The sequence below is a fragment of the Pseudomonas sp. B1-22 genome (genome assembly GCF_050474425.1).
Classification (GTDB): Bacteria; Pseudomonadota; Gammaproteobacteria; order Pseudomonadales; family Pseudomonadaceae; genus Pseudomonas.
Window position 1 is genome coordinate 355,842 of record NZ_JBCHVH010000005.1, and the last position, 24,537, is coordinate 380,378.

The 24,537-nt window shown below is 67.2% G+C and carries 22 protein-coding genes; 3 read left to right on the forward strand and 19 right to left on the reverse strand.

What is annotated here, in order from left to right:
* Window positions 1–31 precede the first annotated feature (31 nt).
* Window positions 32–802: a 3-hydroxybutyrate dehydrogenase gene (locus ACQ5BL_RS20520; RefSeq protein WP_207885566.1), complete on the forward strand. Its 771-nt coding sequence runs from the start codon at window positions 32–34 to the stop codon at window positions 800–802.
* A gap of 77 nt (window positions 803–879) precedes the next feature.
* Entirely contained in the window at window positions 880–2,835 is a 1,956-nt protein-coding gene (locus ACQ5BL_RS20525; protein WP_243806853.1) for an acetoacetate--CoA ligase, read from the forward strand.
* Window positions 2,836–3,204: 369 nt separating this feature from the next.
* On the opposite strand, the gene pcaC is transcribed toward ACQ5BL_RS20525, so the two are convergent.
* The 9 genes from pcaC to ACQ5BL_RS20570 all read right to left on the reverse strand — a co-directional run bounded on the left by pcaC (window position 3,205) and on the right by ACQ5BL_RS20570 (window position 11,598).
* Complete coding sequence (gene pcaC, locus ACQ5BL_RS20530) at window positions 3,205–3,603, reverse strand: 4-carboxymuconolactone decarboxylase (RefSeq protein ID WP_243806866.1); 399 nt, start codon at window positions 3,601–3,603, stop codon at window positions 3,205–3,207.
* A gap of 80 nt (window positions 3,604–3,683) precedes the next feature.
* Entirely contained in the window at window positions 3,684–4,472 is a 789-nt protein-coding gene (gene pcaD / locus ACQ5BL_RS20535; RefSeq protein ID WP_243806868.1) for a 3-oxoadipate enol-lactonase, read from the reverse strand.
* Between the two features lie 9 nt (window positions 4,473–4,481).
* On the reverse strand, window positions 4,482–5,837 hold the full coding sequence (locus ACQ5BL_RS20540; RefSeq protein ID WP_347881015.1) for a 3-carboxy-cis,cis-muconate cycloisomerase: 1,356 nt from the start codon (window positions 5,835–5,837) through the stop codon (window positions 4,482–4,484).
* A 133-nt stretch (window positions 5,838–5,970) separates the two neighbouring features.
* The gene (pcaF, locus tag ACQ5BL_RS20545; protein WP_243806870.1) at window positions 5,971–7,176 is read right to left on the reverse strand and encodes a 3-oxoadipyl-CoA thiolase; all 1,206 of its coding nucleotides are present in this window, start codon (window positions 7,174–7,176) and stop codon (window positions 5,971–5,973) included.
* Window positions 7,173–7,955: a CoA-transferase subunit beta gene (locus tag ACQ5BL_RS20550; protein WP_243806878.1), complete on the reverse strand. Its 783-nt coding sequence runs from the start codon at window positions 7,953–7,955 to the stop codon at window positions 7,173–7,175. Before ACQ5BL_RS20550 ends, pcaF begins: the two co-directional genes overlap by 4 nt.
* Entirely contained in the window at window positions 7,955–8,803 is an 849-nt protein-coding gene (locus ACQ5BL_RS20555; protein ID WP_243806879.1) for a CoA transferase subunit A, read from the reverse strand. The genes ACQ5BL_RS20550 and ACQ5BL_RS20555 overlap by 1 nt, the downstream gene beginning before the upstream one ends.
* Before the next feature lie 361 nt (window positions 8,804–9,164).
* Window positions 9,165–10,097, reverse strand: coding sequence for a catechol 1,2-dioxygenase (gene catA, locus ACQ5BL_RS20560; protein ID WP_243806880.1), 933 nt, complete (start codon window positions 10,095–10,097; stop codon window positions 9,165–9,167).
* Window positions 10,098–10,144: 47 nt separating this feature from the next.
* Window positions 10,145–10,435, reverse strand: coding sequence for a muconolactone Delta-isomerase (gene catC, locus ACQ5BL_RS20565; RefSeq protein WP_017519458.1), 291 nt, complete (start codon window positions 10,433–10,435; stop codon window positions 10,145–10,147).
* 41 nt (window positions 10,436–10,476) lie between these two features.
* Window positions 10,477–11,598, reverse strand: a complete 1,122-nt coding sequence (locus ACQ5BL_RS20570) for a muconate cycloisomerase family protein (RefSeq protein ID WP_243806881.1) — start codon at window positions 11,596–11,598, stop codon at window positions 10,477–10,479.
* Window positions 11,599–11,738: 140 nt separating this feature from the next.
* Between ACQ5BL_RS20570 and ACQ5BL_RS20575 the strand changes: the two genes are divergently transcribed.
* Window positions 11,739–12,611: a LysR family transcriptional regulator gene (locus ACQ5BL_RS20575; protein ID WP_243806882.1), complete on the forward strand. Its 873-nt coding sequence runs from the start codon at window positions 11,739–11,741 to the stop codon at window positions 12,609–12,611.
* Between the two features lie 18 nt (window positions 12,612–12,629).
* On the opposite strand, the gene ACQ5BL_RS20580 is transcribed toward ACQ5BL_RS20575, so the two are convergent.
* From ACQ5BL_RS20580 to ACQ5BL_RS20625, 10 genes are all read right to left on the reverse strand, one after another.
* Complete coding sequence (locus ACQ5BL_RS20580) at window positions 12,630–13,403, reverse strand: 1,6-dihydroxycyclohexa-2,4-diene-1-carboxylate dehydrogenase (RefSeq protein ID WP_243806883.1); 774 nt, start codon at window positions 13,401–13,403, stop codon at window positions 12,630–12,632.
* A gap of 12 nt (window positions 13,404–13,415) precedes the next feature.
* Window positions 13,416–14,744, reverse strand: coding sequence for an MFS transporter (locus ACQ5BL_RS20585; RefSeq protein WP_243806884.1), 1,329 nt, complete (start codon window positions 14,742–14,744; stop codon window positions 13,416–13,418).
* 153 nt (window positions 14,745–14,897) lie between these two features.
* The gene (gene benC, locus ACQ5BL_RS20590) at window positions 14,898–15,908 is read right to left on the reverse strand and encodes a benzoate 1,2-dioxygenase electron transfer component BenC (protein ID WP_243806885.1); all 1,011 of its coding nucleotides are present in this window, start codon (window positions 15,906–15,908) and stop codon (window positions 14,898–14,900) included.
* A 154-nt stretch (window positions 15,909–16,062) separates the two neighbouring features.
* A complete protein-coding gene (gene benB / locus ACQ5BL_RS20595) occupies window positions 16,063–16,548 on the reverse strand; it encodes a benzoate 1,2-dioxygenase small subunit (RefSeq protein WP_243434634.1) in 486 nt (161 codons plus the stop codon).
* A complete protein-coding gene (benA, locus tag ACQ5BL_RS20600; RefSeq protein WP_243806886.1) occupies window positions 16,548–17,915 on the reverse strand; it encodes a benzoate 1,2-dioxygenase large subunit in 1,368 nt (455 codons plus the stop codon). The genes benB and benA overlap by 1 nt, the downstream gene beginning before the upstream one ends.
* Window positions 17,916–18,067: 152 nt before the next feature.
* Window positions 18,068–18,511 carry a cupin domain-containing protein gene (locus ACQ5BL_RS20605; protein ID WP_243806887.1) on the reverse strand — a complete coding sequence of 148 codons (444 nt, stop codon included), beginning with the start codon at window positions 18,509–18,511 and terminating at the stop codon, window positions 18,068–18,070.
* 747 nt (window positions 18,512–19,258) lie between these two features.
* Window positions 19,259–20,215: an AraC family transcriptional regulator gene (locus tag ACQ5BL_RS20610; protein WP_243806888.1), complete on the reverse strand. Its 957-nt coding sequence runs from the start codon at window positions 20,213–20,215 to the stop codon at window positions 19,259–19,261.
* 378 nt (window positions 20,216–20,593) lie between these two features.
* Window positions 20,594–21,943, reverse strand: a complete 1,350-nt coding sequence (locus ACQ5BL_RS20615; RefSeq protein ID WP_243806889.1) for an MFS transporter — start codon at window positions 21,941–21,943, stop codon at window positions 20,594–20,596.
* A 272-nt stretch (window positions 21,944–22,215) separates the two neighbouring features.
* Window positions 22,216–23,334, reverse strand: a complete 1,119-nt coding sequence (locus ACQ5BL_RS20620; protein ID WP_430293228.1) for a sigma-54 interaction domain-containing protein — start codon at window positions 23,332–23,334, stop codon at window positions 22,216–22,218.
* A complete protein-coding gene (locus tag ACQ5BL_RS20625) occupies window positions 23,331–24,515 on the reverse strand; it encodes an acyl-CoA dehydrogenase family protein (protein WP_243806891.1) in 1,185 nt (394 codons plus the stop codon). The genes ACQ5BL_RS20620 and ACQ5BL_RS20625 overlap by 4 nt, the downstream gene beginning before the upstream one ends.
* Window positions 24,516–24,537: the final 22 nt, after the last annotated feature.

Here is a 24,537-nt window from a genome sequence, read left to right on the forward strand (position 1 = left end):
CGGCGACCGCCCCGTTCCAGAGGAGATTTGCATGACTCTCAAAGGCAGGACCGCACTGGTCACCGGCTCCACCAGCGGCATCGGCCTGGGCATCGCCGCGCGCCTCGCTCAGGCGGGCGCCAACGTGGTGGTCAACGGCTTCGGCGATATCGATGCGGCGGTGCGCGAGCTGTCGGTGCACGGCACGCGCATCGGCCACCATGGGGCCGATATGGCACAACCCGAGCAGATCGCCGAGATGATCGCCTACGTCGAGCGCGAGTTCGGCGGCCTCGACATCCTGGTCAACAACGCCGGCATCCAGCACGTCGCGGCTCTGGAAGAGTTCCCCGTGGAGCGCTGGAACGCGATCATCGCCATCAACCTCTCCTCGGTGTTCCACACCACCCGCCTGGCGCTGCCGGGCATGCGCCAGCGCGGTTGGGGACGCATCCTCAACATCGCTTCCACCCACGGCCTGGTCGCCTCCGCCGGCAAGAGCGCCTACGTGGCGGCCAAGCACGGGGTGATCGGCCTGACCAAGACCACCGCCCTGGAAACCGCCACCAGCGCCATCACCTGCAACGCCATCTGCCCCGGCTGGGTGCTGACGCCGCTCGTCCAGCAGCAGATCGATGCGCGCATCGCGGCCGGAGCCAGCCCCGAGCAGGCGCGCCACGACCTGCTGGCGGAAAAACAGCCGTCGCTGGAATTCGTCACCGCCGACCAGCTCGGCGAGCTGGCGCTATTCTTGTGCAGTGAGGCTGCCGCTCAGGTCCGTGGCGCCGCCTGGAACATGGATGGCGGCTGGGTCGCCCAATGACCGCGAAGGCCTCCGGTCAAGTTGCCTGGCGTCGTCCGACGGACGGCGCCCACCGATCCTTGCTGGAGTCGTCGTCAATGAACCCACTGCTCTGGACACCCTCCCCCGAACGCGTCGCCGCCACCCGGATGGACGCCTTCCGCCGCAAGGTGGCGCAGGAGCACGGGCTCGACCTGCCCGACTACGCCGCCCTGCACGCCTGGAGCGTCGCCGAGCGCGAGGCCTTCTGGCTGGCCATCGTCGACACCTTCGGCGTGCAGTTCCACGAAGCGCCCACGGCGGTGCTCGAAGAGGGCCCGGAGATGCCCGATGCGCACTGGTTCCCCGGCGCCACCCTGAACTTCGCCGAACACCTGCTGCGCCGCCGCGACCACAAGCCGGCGCTGATCGCCATCAGCGAGGACGAACAGCGCGAGGTGCTCAGCCACGCCGACCTGGCCGCCCATGTCGCCGGCCTGCAGCGCGCCCTGCGCGAGGCCGGGGTGGGTGTCGGCGACCGCGTCGCGGCCTTCATGCCCAACACCTGGCAGACCGTGGTCGGCATGCTCGCCACCACCAGCCTGGGCGCCACCTGGTCGAGCTGCTCGCCGGACTTCGGCACCCACGGCGTGATCGACCGTTTCGGCCAGATCGAACCCAAGGTGCTGATCGCCTGCGCCGGCTACCGCTACGCCGGCAAGACCCTGGACCTGACGGCCAAGCTCAACGAAATCCTTTCCCAGCTGCACAGCCTGGAACAGTTGCTGATCGTGCCCTACGCCCACCCGGAGGCGCGGCCGGCCGATTACCTGACCCTGGCCCGGGTGGATCTCTGGCAGGACTTCTACCAACCCGGCGGCGAACCGGTGTTCACCCCGGTGCCCTTCGACCACCCGCTGTACATCCTCTATTCCTCCGGCACCACCGGCGTGCCCAAGTGCATCGTCCACGGCACCGGCGGCGTGCTGCTGCAACACCTGAAGGAACATGGCCTGCACGCGGACCTGGGAGCGAACGACACGCTGTTCTACTACACCACCTGCGGCTGGATGATGTGGAACTGGCTGGTCTCGGGCCTTGCCCAGGGCGCCAGCCTGGTGCTCTACGACGGCTCGCCCTTCCACCCCGGCCCGGAGCGGCTGATCGACCTGATCGACGCCGAGGGCATCAGCGTCTTCGGTACCAGCGCCAAGTACGTCTCCGCGCTGGAAAAGGCCAACGTACGGCCACGCCAGACCCATTCGCTGGAACGCCTGAAGACCCTGCTCACCACCGGCTCGCCGCTGCTCCACGAGAGCTTCGACTACGTCTACCGCGACGTGAAACCCGACCTCTGCCTGTCGTCGATCTCCGGCGGCACCGACATCGTCTCCTGCTTCGCCCTGGGCAACCCGACTGCGCCGGTGTGGCGTGGCGAGTTGCAGTGCAAGGGCCTGGGCATGGCGGTGGAAGTCTGGGACGAGGCCGGCAAACCGGTGCACGGCGAGAAAGGCGAGCTGGTCTGCGTGCGGCACTTCCCGTCGATACCAGTGGGCTTCTGGAACGACGAGAACAACGAGAAATTCCTCGACGCCTACTTCGCCACCTTCCCCGGTGTCTGGGCCCACGGCGACTACGCCGAGGAGACCGAGCACGGCGGCCTGGTGATCCACGGCCGCTCCGATGCCGTGCTCAACCCCGGCGGCGTGCGCATCGGCACCGCAGAAATCTACCGCCAGGTGGAGAAGATCGAGCAAGTGCTGGAGTCCATCGCCATCGGCCAGGAATGGCAAGGCGACGTGCGCGTGGTGCTGTTCGTGCGCCTGCGCGAGGGCGTGGCGTTGGATAAGGCATTGCAGGAACGCATCCGCCAGACCATCCGCGCCAACACCACCCCGCGCCATGTGCCGGCAAAAATCCTCGAAGTAGCGGACATCCCGCGCACCCTGAGCGGCAAGATCGTCGAACTGGCGGTACGCAACGTGGTGCACGGGCGACCGGTGAAGAACACCGATGCGCTGGCCAACCCCCAGGCGCTGGAGCTGTTCAGGGATCGGAAGGAGCTGGAGAGCTGAGGTTCTCAGGTGACGCGGTGCCGACGCGGTCCCCTCACCCCAACCCTCTCCCAGAGGGAGAGGGGGCAGATTGTGCCGACTGACACCATGGCCGCTCACTGCACCGAACGGTCCCCTCTCCCGCGTGCGGGAGAGGGTTAGGGGCTCTTGCTCTCGTAGGAGCGGACTCCGTCCGCGATCGTTTTCAGGCCGCAACGCCATGCAGGCTCTGGTTCGCGAGCAAGCTCGCTCCTACGAAGAGCGCCGCGGCGTATGTCTGTAGGAGCGAGGGGGACGCCATCGTTATTGCTCGCGAACCCTGCCCTACCAGAGCGGACCGTGCCTCAGCCCATCAGACACCGCCCGGATGCGTGGTCCGGGCGGCGCTGATCAGGCGTCGCCCAGCGACTCGGTGCCCAGCTCGTTCCACACCTCCTCGGCGAGGTGGAACGTCGCATTGGCGGCGGGAATGCCGCAGTAGATCGCGCTCTGCAGCAGCACTTCCTTGATCTCCTCGCGGCTCACGCCGTTGTTGCGCGCGGCGCGCAGGTGCAGCTTGAGCTCACCCTCGCGGTTCATACCGATCAGCATGGCGATGGTGATCAGGCTGCGGGTGTGGCGCGGCAGGCCCGGGCGGGTCCAGATGTCACCCCAGGCGTGGCGGGTGATCATTTCCTGGAATTCCTCGTTGAAGGCCGTGCGGTTCTGCAGGCTGCGGTCGACGTGGGCATCGCCCAGCACCGCACGACGCACCTGCATGCCGGCTTCGTAGCGTTCTTTTTCGTCCATCTCTAACTCCGAAGTGAGCCTGTAGGAGCGCGCCATGCGCGCGAATCGCGGGCATGGCCCGCTCCTACACGGAAAAGCAATCAGGCGCGCAGGAAGTCCAGCACGCGCTGGCTGAAGGCATCGGCGGCCTGCACGTTGGACAGGTGCGCGGCGCGGAACTCCACCAGCTCGGCGCCGGGAATGCGCGCCTGCAGGAAGCGGCCATCTTCAGTCGTAGTCACCGGATCGGCGGCGCCACAGACCACCAGAGTCGGTGCGCTGATCGCACCGATCTCGCCACGGAAATCCGCATCGCGTACAGCCGCGCAGTTGGCCGCGTAACCTTCGGGTGAGGTCTGCGCCAGCATGCCGACGATGGGCTCGACCTTGCCCGGCTCCGCCTCGGCGAAGTCGGCGGTGAACCAGCGCGAGATCGACGCATCGCGCAGGTTGCGCATGGCCTCGGCGCCGCCGCTGAGCACGGTCTCGATGCGCGGGTTCCAGACTTCCGGGGTGCCGATCTTGGCGGCGGTGTTGCACAGCACCAGGCGCTCGATGCGCTCCGGCGCATGGATGCCCAGCCACTGGCCGATCAGGCCGCCCATGGACAGGCCGCAGAAATGCGCGCGCGGAATGTCCAGCGCGTCCAGCAGGGCCAGCACGTCGCGGCCGTTCTGCTCGATGCTGTAGGGGCCGGGAGTGACCAGCGAAGCGCCGTGGCCGCGAGTGTCATAACGCAGCACGCGGAAGTGCTCGGTGACGGCCGGGATCTGCGCGTCCCACATGTGCAGGTCGGTGCCCAGGGAGTTGGACAGCACCAGCACCGGCGCGCCGGCCGGCCCTTCCAGTTGATAGTTCAGGTCGCCATCGGCGAGACGTACGGCAGGCATGCAAGGCTCCTATCGCGAAACGTGAATATGTTCGGCCAGCGCGCGCTCGACCCAGCGGCGCGCCTGGCCCAGGTAATGGGCGGGATCGAGCAGGCGATCCAGTTCTTCGGCATTCAGTTGAGCGGCGACCTCGGCATTGGCGCCGAGCACCGCGCGCAGGTGCGCGCCCTCCTTCACCGCCTGCTTGCAGCATTGCTCCACCAGGTGGTGCGCAGCGTCGCGGCCGATACGCTGGGCCAGCGCAATGCTCACGGCTTCGGCGAGCACCAGGCCACGGGTCAGGTCGAGGTTCGCCCGCATCCGCTCGGCATCCACCTCCAGGCCCGGCACCAGGCTCAGCGCCTGTTGCAGCGCGCCGGAAACGAGGCAGCACAGCTCCGGCAGGCTTTCCCATTCGGCGTGCCACAGGCCGAGGCTGCGCTCGTGCTCCTGGGGCATGGCGGCGAGCAAGGTCGAGACCAGGCCGGGCGCGCGGGTGGCCGCGCCGATCAGCACGGCGGCGCCCACCGGGTTGCGCTTGTGCGGCATGGTGGAGGACCCACCCTTGCCCGGCGCGGAAGGCTCGAAGACTTCGCCGGCCTCGGTCTGCATCAGCAGGCTGAGGTCGCGGCCCAGCTTGCCGAGGCTGCCGGCAATCAGGCCGAGCAGGCTGGCAAATTCCACCAGGCGGTCGCGCTGGGTGTGCCAGGGTTGCTCGGGCAATTGCAGATCGAGTTCCTCGGCCAGCGCTTCGGCCACGGCAAAGCCCTGCTCGCCCAGGGCGGCGAGGCTGCCGGACGCGCCGCCGAATTGCAGGCACAGCAGGCGCGGCTTGAGTTCGTTGAGGCGCTGGCGATGGCGGGTGATCGCGCCCAGCCAGCCGGCGATCTTCATGCCGAGGGTGACCGGCGTGGCGTGTTGCAGCCAGGTACGGCCGACCATGGGCGTGCCGGCGTGGGCTTGTGCCTGAACAGCCAGCGCGTCGGCCAGTTGGGCGAGATCGTTTTCCAGCAGCTCGATGGCGGCACGCAGTTGCAGGACCAGACCGGAGTCCATGGCGTCCTGGCTGGTGGCGCCCAGATGCACGTAGCGCTCGGCTTCGGCGTCCTCGGCGGCGATGCGCTTGCCCAGCGCCTTCACCAGCGGGATCGCGGAATTGCCGGCGCTGCAGATGGCCTGGGCCAGCGCCTCGAAGTCATAGAGTTCGGCACGGCAGGCGGCGGCGATGGGCGCCACTGCGCTCGTCGGGATGACGCCGACACGGGCTTCGGCGCGGGCCAATGCGGCCTCGAAGTCGAGCATGCCCTGCACCCGGCCGTGGTCGCTGAAGATCGCGCGCATGGCGGGCTGGGTGAAGTAGGCGTCGAACAGAAGGTTGGTGCTCACGGGTGGCTCCGGAGATCGGGCAGGCGTAGTCGGACAGTATGACCGGAGAGTTGCTTTCTGTAGGAGCGAGCTTGCTCGCGAACAAACCCCGCTGCGGGGCTCAGGTTCGCGAGCAAGCTCGCTCCTACAAGAGCTATACGCGCTCGACCACCAGCGCCACGCCCTGCCCCACACCCACGCACATGGTGCACAGGCCGAGCTTGCCGCCGGACTTCTGCAACTGGTGCACAGCGGTCAGCACCAGACGAGCGCCGCTGGCGCCCAGCGGGTGGCCGAGGGCGATGGCGCCGCCGTTGGGGTTCACCCGCGCGTCGTCATCGGCGATGCCGAGTTCACGGGTCACCGCCAGGCCCTGGGCGGCGAAGGCTTCGTTCAGCTCGATGACGTCGAACTGGTCCACCGACAGGTTCAGCCGCTCCAGCAGCTTGCGCACCGCCGGCACCGGGCCGATGCCCATTACCCGCGGGGCGACGCCGGCGCTGGCCATGCCGAGCACCTTCGCACGCGGCGTCAGGCCGTGTTTCTTCACCGCTTCGGCGCTGGCGAGGATCAGTGCCACGGCGCCGTCGTTCACACCGGAGGCATTGCCGGCAGTGACGGTCTTGCCTTCGCCGTTGACCGGCTTGAGTTTGGCCAGCGCTTCCAGGGTGGTGTCCGGGCGCGGGTGTTCGTCGGTATCGACGACCGTGTCGCCCTTGCGGCCCTTGATCACCACCGGGACGATTTCCTCGGCGAAGTAGCCGCTGGCCTGGGCGACGCCGGCACGCTGCTGGCTGCGCAGGGAGAAGGCGTCCTGGTCGGCGCGATTGACCTTGTAATCGTCAGCCACGTTGTCGGCGGTCTGCGGCATGGCATCCACGCCGTAATGCGCCTTCATCAGCGGGTTGATGAAGCGCCAGCCGATGGTGGTGTCCTCGATCTTCTGGCCGCGGCCGAAGGCGCTGTCGGCCTTGCCCATCACGTAGGGCGCGCGGGACATGGATTCCACGCCGCCGGCGATGACCAGTTCGGCCTCGCCGCTGGCGATGGCGCGGAAGGCGGTGCCCACCGCGTCCAGGCCCGAGGCGCAGAGGCGGTTGAGGGTCACGCCCGGCACGCTGTCCGGCAGGCCGGCCAGCAGCAGCGCCATGCGTGCGACGTTGCGGTTGTCCTCGCCGGCCTGGTTGGCGCAGCCGAGGTACACCTCGTCCAGCGCGGCCCAGTCGACCTGCGGGTTGCGATCCACCAGCGCCTTCACCGGCACGGCGGCGAGGTCGTCGGCGCGCACGCCGGAGAGCGAACCGCCGAAGCGGCCGATGGGGGTGCGCACGGCATCGCAGATGAAGACCTCGCGGCTCATTCCTCACCTCCCAGCTGGCCGTGGGCGGCAGCGGTGCGGGCTTCGAGGGCACGCAGGGCTTCCAGCTCCACGTCGGTCGGCGCGACGGTTTCGCCCACCTGCTCGGCGAAGCGGATCGCCCAGCCGGTGTTCTCGACCACCTGCTCGCGGGTCACGCCCGGGTGCAGCGAAGTGACGATGAATTCGTTGCTGCCGGCTTCCGGCTCCATGATGCAGAGGTCGGTGATGATCGCCACCGGGCCCTTGCCGGGCAGGCCGAGCTGCTGGCGGTGGTCGCCGCCTTCGCCGAAGCCGACCGAGGTGATGAAGGCCAGCTTGTCGACGAAGGTGCGGTGGGACTGCTTGAGGATGATCAGCACTTCCTTGGCGGAACCGGCGATCTCCGGCGCGCCGCCGGCGCCGGGCAGGCGCACTTTCGGCTTGCTGTAATCGCCGATAACGGTGGTGTTGATGTTGCCGAAGCGGTCGACCTGGGCCGCGCCGAGGAAGCCGACGTCGATGCGCCCGCCCTGCAGCCAGTAGCGGAAGATCTCGCCGGTGGGCACCACGGTGTCGGCGGTTTCGGCCAGCTCGCCGTCGCCGATGGACAGCGGCAGCACGCTGGGCTTGGCGCCGATGGGGCCGGATTCGTAGATCAGGACCACGTCCGGGGAGGCGGTCAGGCGCGCGAGGTTGGCAGCCTTGGACGGCAGGCCGATGCCGACGAAGCAGACGGCGCCGTTCTTCAGGCGGCGGGCGGCGGCCACGGTCATCATTTCATTGGTGCTGTAGGCGCTCATTACTTGGCCTCCGCGAGTTTGGAACGGAACTCTGCAAAATCCTTGGTGCCGCGGATATAGGTATCGATCCAGGCGTTGAAGGTGTCGCGGTCGCGGGCGATCGGGTCCCAGGCCTGGTAGAAGCGGTTGTCGCGCTCGGAGTAGCCGTGGGCATAGGACGGGTGCGAACCGCCGGGCACCAGGCAGACGGCGGACAGCGCCCAGGTCGGCAGCACGCAGGCGTTCATCGGCGCGTTGAGGTCGTCGACGATTTCTTCCACGGTGACGATGCAGCGCTTGGCGGCCAGGGCGGCTTCCTTCTGCACGCCGAGGATGCCCCACAGCAGCACGTTGCCCTTGCGGTCGGCCTTCTGCGCGTGGATCACGGTGACGTCCGGGCGCACCGACGGCACGGCGGCCAGTTGCTCGCCGGTGAACGGGCAGTTGATGAACTTGATGTTCGGGTTGACCTTCGGCAGGTCGGAACCGGCATAGGCGCGCAGCACGGCGAACGGCAGGCCGGAGGCGCCGGCGACGTAGGAGTTGGCGAGGTCGGCATGGCTGTGCTCGTCGATCTCCAGCTCGCGCGGCCAGCCCTTCTCCACCGCGTCACGCAGGCGATGCAGCGAACCGACGCCGGGGTTGCCGCCCCAGGAGAAGGTCAGCTTGCGCACGCAGCCGGCGCCGATCAGCAGGTCGTAGACCAGATCGGGGGTCATGCGCACCAGGTGCAGGTCTTTCTTGCCCTGGCGGATCAGCTCATGGGAGGCAGCGGTCGGGATCAGGTGGGTGAAGCCTTCGAGCGCGACGGTGTCACCGTCGTTGACGAAGCGCTCGACCGCTTCGCGGAGAGTCAGGAGTTCAGCCATGGTCGGTCTCGTTGTGTAGGGGGTGCCGATGGGAAAACAGTACCGTCGGGGGGATGGGCGAACAATGCGATAATCGACTATTGGTGCGAATATCGAACACTTCTCTTAGGGGGCTAACGGACATTCCAGCCCTCGGCGGTAGCCCGGAAACGTAGGAGCGGACTCATTCCGCGATAGCCCCGAGCACAAGAGCATCGCGGACGGAGTCCGCTCCTACGGGTGTATCTGATGGGTGCGGCGCTATCGGCGGGCGGATCTCTTGTAGGAGCGAGCTTGCTCGCGAACCCGCCCAGCGCCGGAGCGGCCGGGTAACGCTGTTCGCGAGCAAGCTCGCTCCTACAGGGTCAGCACCGCGCGGGAATCAGGCTTCCTGCAACGCACGCGGACGGCTGCTGCGGTCTTCGGCGTCGGCGGAAACCGCCTGCTGCAGCTGGAAGTCGAACTCGATCTCGGCAAAGCGCCCTTCCACTCCGCGCGCCTTGGCGGCGGCCGCATCCTCGACGAAACGCACCTCGCCGATCAGCCCGTCGCGGGTGGCGTAGGCGAAGTCGTCCCACAGGTATTGGTCACCGGCGAGGTTGATCTGCGTGGTCAGGTGGCGATGCCCCGGCGCGGAGATGAAGAAGTGGATGTGCGCCGGGCGCTGGCCGTGGCGGCCGAGCTGGTTCAACAGTTCCTGGGTCGGGCCATCCGGCGGGCAGCCGTAGCCGCTGGGGACGATGCTGCGCGCCTTGTAGCGGCCTTCCGCGTCGGTGACGATGCGCCGACGCAGGTTGAACTCGGACTGGGTGCTGTCGAAATACGAGTAGGTGCCCTGGGTGTTGGCGTGCCAGAGGTCGACCACGGCGCCGACCAGCGGCCTGCCCTGCGGGTCGAACACGCGACCGGAGAGGAACATCACGGTGCCCGCATCCTGACCGTCATCCATCCGCGCTTCGCCTTGGGACAGCGGTGCGCCGGCTACGTACAGGGGACCTTCGATGGTGCGCGGGGTGCCGCCGCCGATACCGACCGCCGCGTCCTGGGCATCCAGCAGCAGGTCGAGGTAGTGCTCGATGCCCAGGCCGGCGACGACCAGGCCGGCTTCCTGGCGGGCGCCGAGGCGGTTGAGGTAATCCACCGCCTTCCAGAACTCGTCGGGGGTGACGTTCATGTCTTCGATCAGTCTGGCGGTGTCCTGCAGAATGCGCAGGATCAACTGCTTCACGCGCGGATTACCCGCATCGTTCAGGGCGCCGCTGGCTTCTTCGAAGAACTTCTGGATGTCGGCAGTCTGGGAAATCTTCACGGTCATGGTGCGATCCTCAAGTCTTGTTCTTGTTGAGTCGTACAGAACGAAATTCAGCGGTCGTCGGAATGGATCGAGGACGGATGGCGGCAGAGCCCGTCGACCTCGATGTCCATGTAGGGAAACAGCGGCAACTGCATCAGGGTGTCGTGCAGCTCCTCGACGCTGGCGAGGTCGAACACGCTGTAGTTGGCGTAGTGCCCGGCGATGCGCCACAGGTGGCGCCACTTGCCCTCGCGCTGCAGGCGCTGGGCCAGTTCCTTCTCGTCGGCCTTGAGCTGGGCGGCCTTGGCCGGGTCCATGTCGACGGGCAATTTCACGGTCATCTTCACGTGGAACAGCATCGGGTCTTCTCCTCTATCGGGCAGTCGGAAAGGGTTGCCAATCAGTGGCGGCGGAAGCGCGCCAGGCGCTCTTCATCAAGCGTCAGGCCCAGGCCGGGGGTGCGCGGAACGTGCAGCTGGAAGTCGCGGTAAACCGGCGCCTCGGTGACGATTTCCTCGGTGAGCAGCAGCGGGCCGAACAGCTCGGTGGCCCAGGTCAGCTTCTCCAAAGTGGCAAAGGCGTGGGCCGAGGCCAGGGTGCCGACCGCGCCTTCGAGCATGGTCCCGCCGTACAGCGCGATGCCGGCGGCTTCGGCGATCTGCGCGGTGCGCAGCACGGCGCGCGGGCCACCGTTCTTGGCAATCTTCAGGGCGAAGATGCTGGCGGCCCCATCGGCGGCGAGACTGAAGGCATCAGCCACGCTCTCGATGGATTCGTCGGCCATGATCGGCGCCGGGCTGCGCTGATTCAGGCGCACCTGGCCGCTGCGGTTGATGCGCGAGATAGGTTGTTCGATGAGGTCGATGCCGTTCTCGCCGAGCACCTGGCAGCCGCGGATGGCCTGGGACTCATCCCAGCCCTGGTTGACGTCCACGCGCACGCTGGCGCGTTCGCCCAGGGCCTGCTTGATCGCCACCACATGCTTGAGGTCCTGCTCCAGCGGGTTGGCGCCGATCTTCAGCTTGAAGATGCGGTGGCGGCGGATGTCCAGCATCTGCTCGGCTTCGGCGATGTCGCGGGCGGTGTCGCCGGAGGCGAGGGTCCAGGCCACTTCCAGGCTGTCGCGCACGCGGCCACCGAGCAGTTCGCTGACCGGCAGGCCGAGGCGCTTGCCCTGGGCGTCCAGCAGCGCGCTCTCGATGCCGGAGCGGGCGAAGGTGTTGCCCTTGATCGACTTGTCCAGGCGCTGCATGCAGGCGTTGATGTTGCTGGCGTCCTGGCCCTTGAGCAGCGGCGCGAAGTGCGCGTCGATATTGGCCTTGATGCTTTCCGGACTTTCATTGCCGTAGGCCAGGCCGCCGATGGTGGTGGCTTCGCCGATGCCCTCGACGCCGTCGGAGCAGCGCAGGCGGATGATCACCAGCGTCTGCTGCTGCATGGTGTGCATGGCCAGCTTGTGCGGGCGGATGGTCGGCAGGTCGACGATGATCGACTCGATGCGTTCGATGACGGGGCTACTCATGGACGGCGTTCCGGTCTGTGGTTCATGGAGCGGGTTTCTTTCGATACCCGACAGGTCTTTTCACGGATGACGAAGGATTGCGTCTGGCCTACAGAGCAGTCCAATATCGATGCCGTCTTGTTGCATACCCTGGAGGTATCATGGAGCTGCGACACCTGCGCTATTTCCGCGAAGTGGCCGGCACCCTCAACTTCACCCGCGCCGCCGAGCGTCTGCACATCGCCCAGCCACCACTGAGCCGGCAGATCCAGCAGCTTGAGGAGTTGCTCGGCGTGCCCCTGCTGGAGCGTGGTCGCCCGCTGCGCCTGACCGACGCCGGGCGCTATTTTCACGAGCAGACGGGCACCCTGCTGGCGCAGCTGGAAAGCATCTGCGAAAGCACCCGGCGCATCGGCCGCGGCGAGCGCCAGTGGTTCGGCATCGGCTTCGCACCCTCGACGCTGTACGACGGCTTGCCCGAGCTGATCCGCGAGCTGCGCGGCGACGCCGGGCTGGAGCTGGGGCTGCAGGAAATGACTACGGTGCAGCAGGTCGAGGCGCTGAAGAGCGGGCGCATCGACATCGGTTTCGGGCGCATCCGCATCGACGATCCGGCCATTACCCAGCAGGTATTGCGCGAGGAGCCAATGGTTGCCGTGCTGCCGGCCGGGCATCGCCTGCTTGGCGCGCCGCTGAGCCTGGCGCAACTGGCCGGCGAGGACTTCGTGCTCTACCCCGCCAACCCGCGCCCCAGCTACGCCGACCATGTGCTGGCGCTGTTCGCCAATCACGGCCTGAGCGTGCGCGTGACGCAATGGACCAACGAGCTGCAGACCGCCATCGGCCTGGTCGCCGCCGGCCTGGGCGTGGCGCTGGTGCCGGCGTCGGTGCAGCAACAGCACCGCGCCGACATCGGCTATGCCACGCTGACCGACGCCGAGGCAGTCTCGCCGATCATCCTCAGCCAGCGCCGCGGCGACGTCAGCGCGCCGCTGCAACACTGCCTGCGACTGATCGGCGCGCAGTTGCCGTGAGCACATCATCGCGGCGCCTCAACCCAGGTCGCCGCCACCCACCGGCAGGGTCACGCCGGTGATGTAGCTAGCCTCGTCGGAGGCGAGGAAGAGGATCGCGCCGACCTGCTCGTCGATGGTCCCGTAGCGCTTCATCAGGCTGCTGTCGACGGTCTGGTCGACGATCTGCTGGTACCAGCGCTTTTCCTGTTCGCTCTGCTGCGCGGCGTTGCGCGGAATGCGCCGGGGCGGCGCCTCGGTTCCGCCGGGCGCGGTAGCGTTGACCCGCACGCCGCGCTCGGCGGTCTCGAAGGCCAGGCAGGCGGTCAGCGCATTCACCCCGCCCTTCGCCGCGCCGTAGGGCACGCGGTTAACGCCACGGGTGGCGATGGAAGACACGTTGACGATGGCGCCCGCGCCCTGCTCCAGCATCGGCACCAGTGCGGCGCGGCAGCACCAGAGGGTGGGGAACAATGAGCGGCGCACCTCGGCCTCGATCTCCTCTTCGGCGTAGTGCTCGAAGGGCTTGGCCCAGATGGTGCCGCCGACGTTGTTGATGAGGATGTCGAGGCGGCCGAAACGCGCGAGCGCCTGGTCGACCACGCCCTGGCAGTCGGCGAAACGCTCCAGGTCGGCGGTCAGGGTAAGCACCTCGCCGTGCTGGCCGAGGGCATCCTGCAGTTCGTGGACGATCTCGGAGCGGTCCACGGCGATGACCCTGGCACCCTCGTCCACCAAGCGTTCGGCGACACGCCGGCCGATACCCTGGGCGGCGCCGGTGACGAGGGCGATCTTGTTGTCGAAACGGGACATGACGTTCTCCTGTCAGTGCGCGGCCACGAGCCCGCCCGAAGGCTTCTCGCTGCCGCGGATGAGGGCCACGGCGACCAGCGCCAGCAGCAGGGGGACGGCCAGCGCCAGGTAGAAACCGGCGACGCCGCCCCATTCGAGGAAGGTTCCGCCCAGAGCAGAACCGATGATGGCGCCCACCCGGCCCAGGCCAATGGCCCAGCCGGTGGCGGTGGCGCGCAGGCTGGTCGGGTAGGCGGAAACCACCAGGTAGTTGAGGGCGATCTGCTGCCCGCCGATACCCAGGCCCGCGGCGCCGACCAGCAGGAACACCAGCACCCAGTTGTCGCCGCTCAGGGACAGGCCGAGGCTGACCAGCACGCCGAGGGCGAACAGGCCGAGCAGCACGTTGCGGGTGTTCAGGCGCGGCAGCAGGATCGACAGCGGGATGGCGCAGAGGATGAACACCGCATTGACCGTGACGGTCCCCAGCGGCGCCTGCTCCACCGGCAGACCGGCGGTTTTCAGCACGGTGGGCAGCCAGGAGAGGAACATGAACCAGGCCACCCAGTTGAACAGGTAGGTCAGCCACACGGCGAGGGTATTGCGCGCCAGACCTGGCCCGAACAGCGCCCGTACGCTGGTGCGGGTCGCGGCTTCGGGCACGCTGAAGCGCACGTCATCAGCGAGCACCCGCGAACTGATCCGCGCGAGAATGCGGCGTACCTGCGCCGTCTCGCCCGAGCGGGTGGCGAGGAATTGCAGCGACTCCGGTAGCGCAAAGTACAGCCCCACCAGCAGCACCAACGGCAGCAGCCCGCCGGCAAGGAAGATGCCCTGCCAGCCGATCAGCGGCATGACCTGGGCGGCGAGCAACCCGCCCAGCATTGCACCCGCCGGCAGGCCCAGCAGGATGCCGGTGACGATGGCCCCACGCAGGCGCGCCGGACCGTATTCGGAGGCCAGCGCCAGCAGCACGGGCGTGGCGCCGCCCATGCCGAGACCGGCGAGAAAGCGCAGTACCAGGATCTGCTCGGCGCTGGTGGCGAAGGCCGTGGCCAAGGTGGCAAGGGCAAACAGTGCGACCGCGCCCATCACCGTGGGACGGCGGCCAAAGCGATCGCCGAACAGCCCCAGCGCCATGGCGCCTAGGGCCATGCCGACGATGCCGGCGCTAAGGATCGGCGCCAGGCCGCCGGTAGAAAGCTGGAGGGTCTCGATGATCGCAGGGCCGGTGTAGGCAATAGCCTGAGTATCGAAGCCATCGAAGATGGCGACCAGGAAACACAGGGCGAACACGCGCCACTGGAAGGAACTCAAGGCGGCGTGATCTATCACGTCAGGTATGTTGCACGTCTGGCTCATGTGGGTCTCCGCTGCGAGGGCACTGCCTCGCTGATTGTTTTTATGCAGGCCCTGCCAGGGGCCCAGCCCGGAGGCTAGGGCGCGGTGGCACCGAGGGAAAATACTTTGTCGGCATGCCTGCATACCCGCTGGGTATACAGGCGCATTCCGGGCTCAGGCGGCGCTGGCGGCAAACTTTTCGTAATAGAAATTCGCCGGCGTGATGCCCTGTTCGCGGATGTACTGGCTGACCGCCTCGACCATCGGTGGCGGGCCGCAGAGGTAGATGTCCACTTCGCCGTCGTTCAGGTGCGCAGGCGTGATGTGCTGGGTGACGTAGCCCTTGCGCGGGTAGCGGCTCTCCGGGCTGGCCACGCAGGCGCTCCAGGTGAAATGGGGGATGCGCGCGGCGAAGGCTTCCAAGCGGTCCATCTCCACCAGGTCGAAGTCGTGGGTGACGCCGTAGATCAGGTGCAGCGGATGCTCGCTGCCGCGCTCGGCGATCTGTTCCAGCATCGCGGTGAAGGGCGCCAGGCCCGTGCCGCCGGCCAGCAGCAACAGCGGCCGCCTGATCTCGCGCAGGTAGAAGCTGCCCAGCGGGCCGGCCAGGGTCATGGCGTCACCGGCTTTGGCCAGGCCGGTGAGGAAGCTGCTCATCAGCCCGCCCGGCACGTTGCGGATCAGGAAGCTGACTTCGCCGTCCTTCTGCAACGAGCTGAAGGAGTAGGCGCGGGTCTGTTCGCTGCCCGGCACCTGCAGGTTGACGTATTGCCCCGGCAGGAAGGCCAGCCTGCTCAGCGACTCGCCCTTGATCGACAGCGCGATAGTGCTTTCGGAGAGCTGGCGCACCGCGCTGATGCTGGCCTCGAAGCTGGCCTGGGCGGTCTTGCAGACTTGCGAGGAAGCCGGCACGCGCACCACGCAATCGCTCTGCGCGCGCATCTGGCAGGTGAGCACGTAGCCCTGCTGCGCTTCGTCCTCGGTCAAGGCGTCGTCGATGTAGTCCTGGCCCAGGTCGTAGCGGCCGGCTTCGGCGAAGCACTTGCAGGTGCCGCAGGCGCCGTCGCGGCAATCCAGCGGTATGTTGATGCCCTGGCGGTAGGCCGCGTCGGCCACGGTCTCGCTGGGGCTGGCGTCGATGAAGCGGGTAACGCCGTCTTCGAAGTTGAGTGCGATCTTGTTCATGTCATTCGCCTCAAAAACGCGGCTTGAAGCGTCGCGAGCGCAGGCCGGGCAAGGCGGAGGACGGTTCGGAAGCGCAGTTCACTCCAGTGAATGAGCATTACGGACCGTTCTCCAACGCAGCACGGGCAAGCGCAGCAGCTTCACGCCGTGTTTTTCAGATGTGGTAGATGTCGATGACTTGCCTGACGTAGTCGTTCTTCAACACGACCTTCTTCGCCTTCACCAGCGGCTGCTCGCCACGTACATCGAGGGTGTAGAAGCTGGTGCCGAAGTAGCTGTCGACGGTCTTGTAGCGGAAGCTCAGGGTGTGCCAGTTGAAGCGCACCTGGCATTGCCCGTCGGCCTCGCCGAGCACCTCGATGTTGCTCAGGTTGTGCGAGGTGCGGGTGTCCGGCAGGGTCGCGCTGGAGCGTTCGGTCTTGATACGGAACACGCGGTCTTCCAGGCCGCCACGGTTGCCGTACCAGATCAGCGAGATTTCCCGCTGCGGGTCTTCGGTGAGCTGGTCGCGGTCGTCCCAGGCGGGCATCCAGAAGGTGGCGTCGGCGGCGTACAGTTCCAGCCAGGCGTCCCAGTCCTTGTCGTCGAGGTAGCGGGCTTCGCGGTAGAGGAAGTCGCGGACGGTCTCGTAGCGGCTCATCACACACCCTCCTCTGTCACGGCGATTCGGTTGGCCTGCTCGGCGGCCAGCGCGTCGATCATGGTCTGCTGCCAGAACTGGTGCTGCAGCACGAACAGGCCCTCGTCCTCGGTGCGCAGGCCGGAGAGCGCCGGCGCCAGGCCGATCTCCCGCGCCGCGTCGTCGGCGCCTTCGATCCAGTGCTGCGCCCCGCGCGACAGGTCGTTCCAGCCGCCGGCGCTGCCCTGGTAGGCCTGCTGGCAGGAGCGGAACTCCTCCAGGTCGTCCGGGGTAGCCATGCCGCTGACGTTGAAGAAATCCTCGTACTGGCGGATGCGCTGGGCGCGCGCCTCGCTGCTCTCGCCCTTGGGGGCGATGCAGTAGATGGTGATCTCGGTGCGATTGACGTCGATGGGCCGGGCGATGCGGATCTGCGAGCTGAACTGGTCCATCAGGTAGACGTTGGGGTACAGGCAGAGGTTGCGCGAGTTCTCGATCATCCAGTCGGCGCGGGCCTGGCCATGGTCGCGGGCCAGCTCGTCGCGGCGCTCGAAGGCCGGGCGAGCCTCGGGGTTGGCCCAGCGGGTCCAGAGCAGCAGGTGGCCGTGGTCGAAGGAGTAGAAACCGCCGCCCTGCTTGGCCCAGCCGCCCGCACTCATGGTCTTCACTGCCTCGCCGGCCTCGCGCTGCTGGCGCTGGCTCTGGGTGGCGGCGTAGTTCCAGTGCACGGAGCTGACGTGATAGCCGTCGGCGCCGTTCTCGGCGGTGAGCTTCCAATTGCCTTCGTAGATGTAGCTGCTTGATCCGCGCAGCACTTCCAGGCCTTCGGGGGACTGGTCGACGATCATGTCGATGATCTTCGCCGACTCGCCCAGGTGCTCCAGCAGCGGCTTGACCTCAGCCTTCAGGCTGCCGAAGAGGAAGCCTCGGTAGGACTCGAAGCGCGCGACCTTCGTCAGGTCGTGGGAGCCTTCGCAGTTGAAGCCTTCCGGGTACCCGGCCTCGGCCGGGTCCTTGACCTTGAGCAGCTTGCCGGAGTTGTTGAAGGTCCAGCCGTGGAACGGGCAGGTGTAGCTGGAACGGTTGCCGGACTTGTGCCGGCAGAGCATGGCGCCCTTGTGGCTGCAGGCATTGAGGAAAGCGTTGAGCACGCCGTCCTTGTTGCGCGCGATGAAGACCGACTGGCGACCGATCATCGTGGTCAGGAAGTCGTTCTTCTCCGGAATCTGGCTTTCATGGGCGAGGTAGACCCAGTTGCCTTCGAAGATGTGCTTCATCTCCAGGTCGAACAGGCGCGGGTCGGTGAACATCTCCCGCCGGCAGCGGTAGACACCCTTCTCGGGGTCTTCTTCGAGCAGCGAACGCAAGTAGTCGATACCCAGGGACATGGCCGGGGCCTCCGTTGTTTTTGTTCAGGCAGGCTCAGGTTATGGCTGGGTTGGCGGGGGCAATATCCGCTTTGTGCAGAGTGCTATCCAGATTCTGCAGGCGCGAACGGCAGGTGGGCTGGCGACCCTTTTGCGAGCCGCCAGCAAGGGGCTCAGAGGTGGAAGACGACGCCGTATTCGCCGGCGACCTGCACGGTTTTCGGGACGTCCACGGGGCCGGGCGGCACTTCGCGGTCCAGGGCGCGGAACATCTCGATGGCCTGGCTGCCGGCGCCGGTGACTTCGATCATCTCGCCGCCACCGGGGCCGAAGTTGAAGCCGTGGAGAGTGCCGGCAGGAATATGGATCAGCGTGCCGGCCTGGCAGGCGGCGGTACGCCCGGCGACGGTAAAGACGACTTCGCCCTTGAGCACGTAGAAGGACTCGTCCCAGTCATGGGTATGCAGCGGCGGACCGGCGCCCTCCCCGCCCTCCTGATAGGTGATCCGTTGCGCCGCCGAATCGATATCGGACACCAGGACGTTGATGCGGATGCCGACGACGTTGAGGGCCGGGCTGCGCTCGCCCGGCGAGAGGATGAACGGGTTGGAACTCATGGAAGTGGCCTCCCCTGGGGCGACGCAACGTGCGCACGCCTCTTTTCAGTAGAGTTCATCGGCGCGGGCCGGGCGGGGAATCGGAAGAACGGCAGGGCCGTCCGGAACATGGGGCTTTCGTAGGAGCGGATCTATCCGCGATGCGCCGGCAGGGCCGGCGCCAGGGACGTCCGCGCGCACAACAATGAGGTCACCTTGAGCACCCTGTTCCGCCGCGATGGATTTCGCGGACAAGGGCTAGGCGCCCCCGTCTCTCCTTCGGGGGAATACCGTGCCGTGCGGTTCGCGAGCAAGCTCGCTCCTACGAAGAGCCCATATCTCCGGCTTTGGGTTTTGCTCTGAAGATTTCCAGTGAAACATCCGCGCACTCCGAGCGCCCCTTCAGGAGGCCGAGTGGAATCGGAGTTTCAGGGGTTGAGCGGCATGGATGCCGCGAGAGCGTTGTCGGGCCAGGGATGGCCCGTCGACGCGGGCCCCTGAAACTTCGATGGAGCGAGGGGAGTCCCGCGAAGCGGGACCCGGATGATGGGGCAAGACCTTTTGGTTCCTTTTGTGTCGTTTGACAAAAGGAACTCGCCCGAGGGGGCGAAACAAAATCTCTCAGCACACGCCGAAGCGGCGCTGAAACACCCAACCCGAAGCAAGAGCATCGCAGACCGAGTCCGTCTCCTACGTAAAAGAAAACGTCGGAGTCAGCCTGTAGGAGCGCGCCATGCGCACGATCGCGGGCATGGCCCGCTCCTACAGCTATAAACCCCGGCGCCTGAGCGTCTCCGACGGCAACTCCCCGAACTGCTGCCGATAGCTCTCCGAGAACCGCCCCAGATGCAGAAAGCCATAATCCAGCGCCAGCTCGGTAACACTGCGCACCGGGCACGCCGGATCGCTCAGGCAGGCACGAATGCGCTCCAGCTTGAGGCGACGGATGTACTGGCGCGGCGTGGTGCCCGCCTGGCGCTCGAACAGCGCGTACAGCGAACGCAGGCTCATGGACGCCTGGTGGGCCAGGGCCTCGACATCGATGTCCTCGCGCAGGTGCCCCTCGATGTATGCCTCCAGGCGCTCGAAGGAAACGCTGGCGCCGGCGATGGGCTCGCGGCTGACGTTGGTCTTGAGCAGGGTCAGCAGCTTGCTGGCGACGATCTGCTGGTAGTGCTCGTCCACCCGCGCCAGGCGCTCGCTGGCCTCGGACTCCTGGCAGACCATCGACAGCAGGTTGACGAAGCCTTCCAGCTCCCCGAGCTGGTAGCGGTTCTCGGTGAAGCGCACGCCGGCGCGCGGATGACTCCAGCGCTGCTCGGCGCAGATGGCTTCGAGCAGGGTCACCGGAACCTTCAGGATGAATTTCTCGCAGTCGTCCGAGTAGGTCAGGTCGACCGGGTCGTCCGGGTTGATCAGCAGCAGCTCGCCCGGCGCCAGGTAGTGCTCCTGGCGCTGGCCGCGCCACAGGCAGTGGCCGCTCAGGAGTATCTGCAGGTGGAAGATGCTTTCCAGCGCGGGCGAGGTGACGCGCACGGCGCCACCGTAGCTGATGCGGCACAGGTCGAGGCTGGCGAAGCGCCGGTGATTGAGGCTGGCCTGCGGATGGCCGTGGGCTGGCAGGCGCAGATCATGGGTGCCCACGTGCTGGTTGACGTAGCCGGACACCGCGTAGGGGTCGGCGCGTTCGAACACTCGGCTACGTTCGCTCAGCAGGCTTGGCATACCAGGCACTCAGGGTTGTTGTCGGCGGCCGCGATCTGCGCCGCGGTCGCTCCAGTCTATGCGAGTGGCGCCAAGAGCGGACGGGGCAGAGATGAATGGCAACACTCTGCCCTGCGCGCCCTCAGAAGCTGTTTACGATCTCGCGAGCTAGAGCAGAACAAGGCGCAACGACCAACGGGAGTAACAGCCGAAGGCTGGCCCGAAGGGTGAGCGCCAGCGAATCAAACAGGCGAGGACGCGGAGTTTACGAGCTGTAAATGAGCAGTACTCGCTTCGCTCGCCCCTGCGGGGCCGCACTGAAGTGCGTTAGCCGCAAGCGGCTTCCGAGCCTGTTTTTAACGCAGTTATGCCGACGCGCAGCAGATCGTAGACAGCTTCTCAGGTGGCGTCGGCGTGGCTGACCATTCCCTTGATCACTATGGCGGCGGTCGCGATGGCCGCCGGGACGATCAGGGCGGTCAGCACCTGTTCGAAGTTCCAGCCCAGGCCCAGCAGGGTCGCGCCGATCCAGGCACCGAGGATGGCGCCGAAGCGGCCGATGCCGAGCATCCAGGACACTCCGGTGGCGCGCCCCTGGGTCGGGTAGAAGCGCGCCGCCAGCGACGGCATCGCCGACTGCGCGCCGTTCACGCACATGCCGGCGGCCAGTACCAGGGTCGCCAGCAGGGTGACGGTGCCCAGGCTCTGCCCCACGCAGTAGGCGAACACACCGGCCAGGCAGTAGAAGATGCCGATCACCTTGTGCGGATTGAAGCGGTCCATGGCCCAGCCCACCGCCACCGAACTGAGCACCCCGCCAAGCTGGAACAGCGCACCGATGAAGGCGGCCTGTTCCATGCTCGCGCCGGCGTCGCGCATCAGGGTCGGCAGCCAGCTGGTGAGCAGGTAGACGATCACCAGGCCCATGAAGTAGGTCAGCCACAGCAGCAGGGTTCCCGCGCTGTAGGTACCGGAGAAGATCACCTTGAACACGTTGCGGCTCTGCACCGTCTTCTGCTCGGGCACGCTGAAATCACGCGCGGCGACCACCTCGGCCGGCGCGATGGGCGCCAGCACGCGCTTCACCCTATCCGCCCCGCGGTTGCGCACCACCAGGAAACGCGCCGACTCCGGCAGCCACACCAGCAGCACCACCGCCAGCACCAGCGGCAGCACGCCGCCGAGGAGCAGCAGGCTGTGCCAGCCGTAGGCCGGGATCAGCTTGGCGGAAACGAAACCGCCCGAGGCCATGCCGAGGTTGAAGCCGCAGAACATGCTGGTCACCAGCAGCGACTTGAGGCGTTCGGGGGTGTACTCGGAGAGCAGCGTGGTGGCATTGGGCATGGCCGCGCCCAGGCCGATGCCAGTCAGCAGGCGCAGGACCAGCAACTGGTCGAGGTTGGCGCTGAACGCCGAGATCAGGCTGAACAGGCCGAACAGGAACACCGCGACCACCAGCACGCCCTTGCGCCCGAAGCGGTCGGCCAGCGGGCCGGAACCCAGGGCGCCGAACACCATGCCGATCAGCGCGGCGCTCATCACCGGGCCAAGGCTGGCGCGGTCGATGCCCCAGTCCTGGGTCAGCGCCGGGGCGATGAAGCCCATGGCGGCGGTGTCGAGGCCGTCGAGGAAGACGATGAGGAAGCACAGCAGCACGATGCGGCACTGGTACAGCGACAGCGGCTGGGCGTTGATGAAGGTCTGGACGTCGAGGGTGCCGGCAGCGGGCACGTGGGCGGAGCTGGTCATGCGAAGTCTTCCTGCGAAGGGTTCGTCGCAGCAGTGCCGAGTCACCGAGACTGCCTTGGACGGACAGGAATGAGGCGCAAGCCGGAGGACGCACGGACCGGCAACATGGCAGGCACTGAAGGCCCTGGCTGACGCTCATTGTTGTTATTACCCCGCCTGGCTGGGCGGGGTTGGGGCAACAGTACGGAGAGTCACCGGGCGGTTCAATTCGATAACCGCCTATGCGTTCGATCAGCGAACAGCTTCGATGGGGCCAGTGCAGGGGCTGGCGTTCAGATCGACAGGCGCACCACCCGGTCCGGATCGACTTCGGAAGCGCCGCGCCGCTTGTTCACCACCAGCTCGCCGATATCGATCAACCGGGTGCGGGTGACGTTGCGGGTCAGCCCCAGCAGGTTCGCCGTGTGTACCTGGTTGCAGTGGCAGAAGCGGTAGGCCGCCCGCAGCAGCGCATCCTCGACCCGAGCGTGCAGGTTGCCGCCCTGCTCCTCGAACAGCCGCTGGAAGGCCTGCTGCAACAGTTGCTCGGCGCCGAGGGATTCCAGGCGCGGCTCTTCGCTGCGCTCGATGCGCAGGTTGGACAGGTGCAGGTCTTCCGCGCGCACCACGCCGTCGCGGCAGATCAGCAGGGTGTGGTGGATGACGTTTTCCAGCTCGCGGATATTCCCCGGCCAGGAGTAACTGCGCAGTTTCTGCGCCGCCTCCGCGCTGAGCTGGCTCGGGCCGTAGCCCAGGCGCCGGCTGTACTCGGCGATGAAGTGGCGGATCAGCGGCAGGATGTCGCCGGGCCGCTCGCGCAGCGGCGCCAGCTCCAGGCTGACCACGTTGAGCCGGTAATACAGGTCCTCGCGGAAATGCCCGGCGTTGATCGCCTTCTCCAGCTGCACGTTGGTCGCCGCCAGCACCCGCACGTTGATCGGGATGCTCTTGCGCGAGCCCAGGCGCACCACTTCGCGCTCCTGCAGCACGCGCAGCAATTTGACCTGGATCGGCATCGGCAGGTCGCCGATCTCGTCGAGGAACAGCGTGCCGCCGTCGGCCTCCTCGAACCAGCCGGCCTTGGCCGCCAGCGCGCCGGTGAAGGCGCCCTTCTCGTGGCCGAACAGCTCGGCCTCCACCAGGGATTCGGAGAAGGCCCCGCAGTTCTCCGCCACGAACGGCCCGCCGCGCCGCGCGCTGAGGTTATGGATGTGCCGCGCCACCAGCTCCTTGCCGGTGCCGGTCTCGCCGATGATCAGCACGCTGGCCTCGCTGGGCGCGACCTGCTGCAGGTGATCGAGCAGCGCCTGGGATTTGGGGTCCTCGAAGACCTGGGCGGTGGCGCGGATGGAGGTGGCCAGCGCGGGGGACTTGGGCAGGGTCAGCAGACCCTCGGGTGTGGTCGCGTTCATGAGTAGAAGGTCGGTTGCGGCAGTTGCTGGTTCAGCGCCCAGTCACCCAGCTCGCGGACCTTGTAGTCCACCGGGTCATGCAGGGTCTGGGTGCGCAGGTTGCGCCAGTAGCGGTCGATGCGCAGCGCTGCATGGGTGGAGCGCGCGCCGGTGACCTCGAACAGGCGGTTGCAGATCTCCAGGCCGTTGCGGGTGGCCGCGACCTTGGCAGTGGCGATGGCCACGGCCAGCCGGCCGCGCTCCTCGCCATCCAGCGCCGTGCCCTTGCTCCAGGCTTCGTCCAGCAATTGCGCGGCACGACGCACCAGCAGGCGGGTGCTTTCCAGGCCGACCCAGAACTCGCCGTAGTGCGCGAGCACGTAGGGGTCTTCACCCACCGTCGCGGCGCTGGAACGGAACCACGGGCGGGCTTCCTTGAGCGTGTACTGCCGGGCCTCTTCGAAGGCGCCTTCGGCGATGCCGAGGAACACGTGGGTGAAGATCAGCTGGGCGATCAGCGGACGCAGGCAGGCGAACGGCGTGCTCAGCGGGCCCGGATCGAGCAGCAGCTCGCTCTCCTCCACCCGCACGCGCTCGAAGGTGGCGCTGCCGCTGTCGGTCTGGCGCTGGCCCATGTTGTCCCAGTCGTGGGCCAGGCTGATGCCGCTGCGCGCCGTGGGGATGGCGGCGATCAGCAGCTTGCCGCCCTCGCCGTCCAGTGCCGAGGCGATGAGCATTTCCGAATCCAGCGCGCCGGAACAGAAGCTCTTGCGCCCGGAGAACTCGCGCCAGCCGGAGAAGGTGCGCGACACCGTGCGGGTGTCCAGCGGGTTCAGCGCATTGCCCCAGAACCATTGGCTGCGCGCCGTCAGCTCGAACCACGGCTGCCACTGCTCGGGGCGGGAGAACAGCCGCACGGTGGCCAGCATCAGGTGCTGGAAGCCGAACACGTGGGCGATGGAGCTGTCGACCACTGCGAACTGGCGGACGATGTCCAGCGTGGTGCTCCAGTCGGCGCCCAGGCCGCCGTATTCGCTGGGGATGATCAGCGACAGCAGGCCGCTCTGGCGCAGCGCGTCACGCTCGGCCTTCGGCGTGCCGCCACGGATATCGCGCTCGGCGGCGGTTTCGGCGAAACCGGCGGCCAGGCGCTGGGCGATCTGCCCGGGTGTCTGTGCGTCGAGACGCGTCTTGGCGTTCACGCTCGCTTCCTTCTGAATGGGT

Excerpts from the sequence above, each read along its gene's own strand:
- benA (WP_243806886.1), bottom strand. The coding sequence starts at position 17,915 with ATGTCCCTGGGTATCGACTACTTGCGTTCGCTGCTCGAAGAAGACCCC.
- ACQ5BL_RS20520 (WP_207885566.1), top strand. The coding sequence starts at position 32 with ATGACTCTCAAAGGCAGGACCGCACTGGTCACCGGCTCCACCAGCGGC.
- ACQ5BL_RS20580 (WP_243806883.1), bottom strand. The coding sequence starts at position 13,403 with ATGTCCCGTTTCGACAACAAGATCGCCCTCGTCACCGGCGCCGCCCAG.
- catC (WP_017519458.1), bottom strand. The coding sequence starts at position 10,435 with ATGCTGTTCCACGTGAAGATGACCGTGAAATTGCCCGTCGACATGGAC.
- pcaD (WP_243806868.1), bottom strand. The coding sequence starts at position 4,472 with ATGCCTGCCGTACGTCTCGCCGATGGCGACCTGAACTATCAACTGGAA.
- ACQ5BL_RS20550 (WP_243806878.1), bottom strand. The coding sequence starts at position 7,955 with ATGAGCGCCTACAGCACCAATGAAATGATGACCGTGGCCGCCGCCCGC.
- ACQ5BL_RS20575 (WP_243806882.1), top strand. The coding sequence starts at position 11,739 with ATGGAGCTGCGACACCTGCGCTATTTCCGCGAAGTGGCCGGCACCCTC.
- ACQ5BL_RS20555 (WP_243806879.1), bottom strand. The coding sequence starts at position 8,803 with ATGGCTGAACTCCTGACTCTCCGCGAAGCGGTCGAGCGCTTCGTCAAC.
- benC (WP_243806885.1), bottom strand. The coding sequence starts at position 15,908 with ATGAACAAGATCGCACTCAACTTCGAAGACGGCGTTACCCGCTTCATC.
- ACQ5BL_RS20585 (WP_243806884.1), bottom strand. The coding sequence starts at position 14,744 with ATGAGCCAGACGTGCAACATACCTGACGTGATAGATCACGCCGCCTTG.
- ACQ5BL_RS20610 (WP_243806888.1), bottom strand. The coding sequence starts at position 20,215 with ATGCCAAGCCTGCTGAGCGAACGTAGCCGAGTGTTCGAACGCGCCGAC.
- ACQ5BL_RS20605 (WP_243806887.1), bottom strand. The coding sequence starts at position 18,511 with ATGAGTTCCAACCCGTTCATCCTCTCGCCGGGCGAGCGCAGCCCGGCC.
- pcaF (WP_243806870.1), bottom strand. The coding sequence starts at position 7,176 with ATGAGCCGCGAGGTCTTCATCTGCGATGCCGTGCGCACCCCCATCGGC.
- ACQ5BL_RS20620 (WP_430293228.1), bottom strand. The coding sequence starts at position 23,334 with ATGAACGCGACCACACCCGAGGGTCTGCTGACCCTGCCCAAGTCCCCC.
- ACQ5BL_RS20615 (WP_243806889.1), bottom strand. The coding sequence starts at position 21,943 with ATGACCAGCTCCGCCCACGTGCCCGCTGCCGGCACCCTCGACGTCCAG.
- catA (WP_243806880.1), bottom strand. The coding sequence starts at position 10,097 with ATGACCGTGAAGATTTCCCAGACTGCCGACATCCAGAAGTTCTTCGAA.
- ACQ5BL_RS20525 (WP_243806853.1), top strand. The coding sequence starts at position 880 with ATGAACCCACTGCTCTGGACACCCTCCCCCGAACGCGTCGCCGCCACC.
- ACQ5BL_RS20570 (WP_243806881.1), bottom strand. The coding sequence starts at position 11,598 with ATGAGTAGCCCCGTCATCGAACGCATCGAGTCGATCATCGTCGACCTG.
- pcaC (WP_243806866.1), bottom strand. The coding sequence starts at position 3,603 with ATGGACGAAAAAGAACGCTACGAAGCCGGCATGCAGGTGCGTCGTGCG.
- benB (WP_243434634.1), bottom strand. The coding sequence starts at position 16,548 with ATGAGCCGCTACGAGACCGTCCGCGACTTCCTCTACCGCGAAGCCCGC.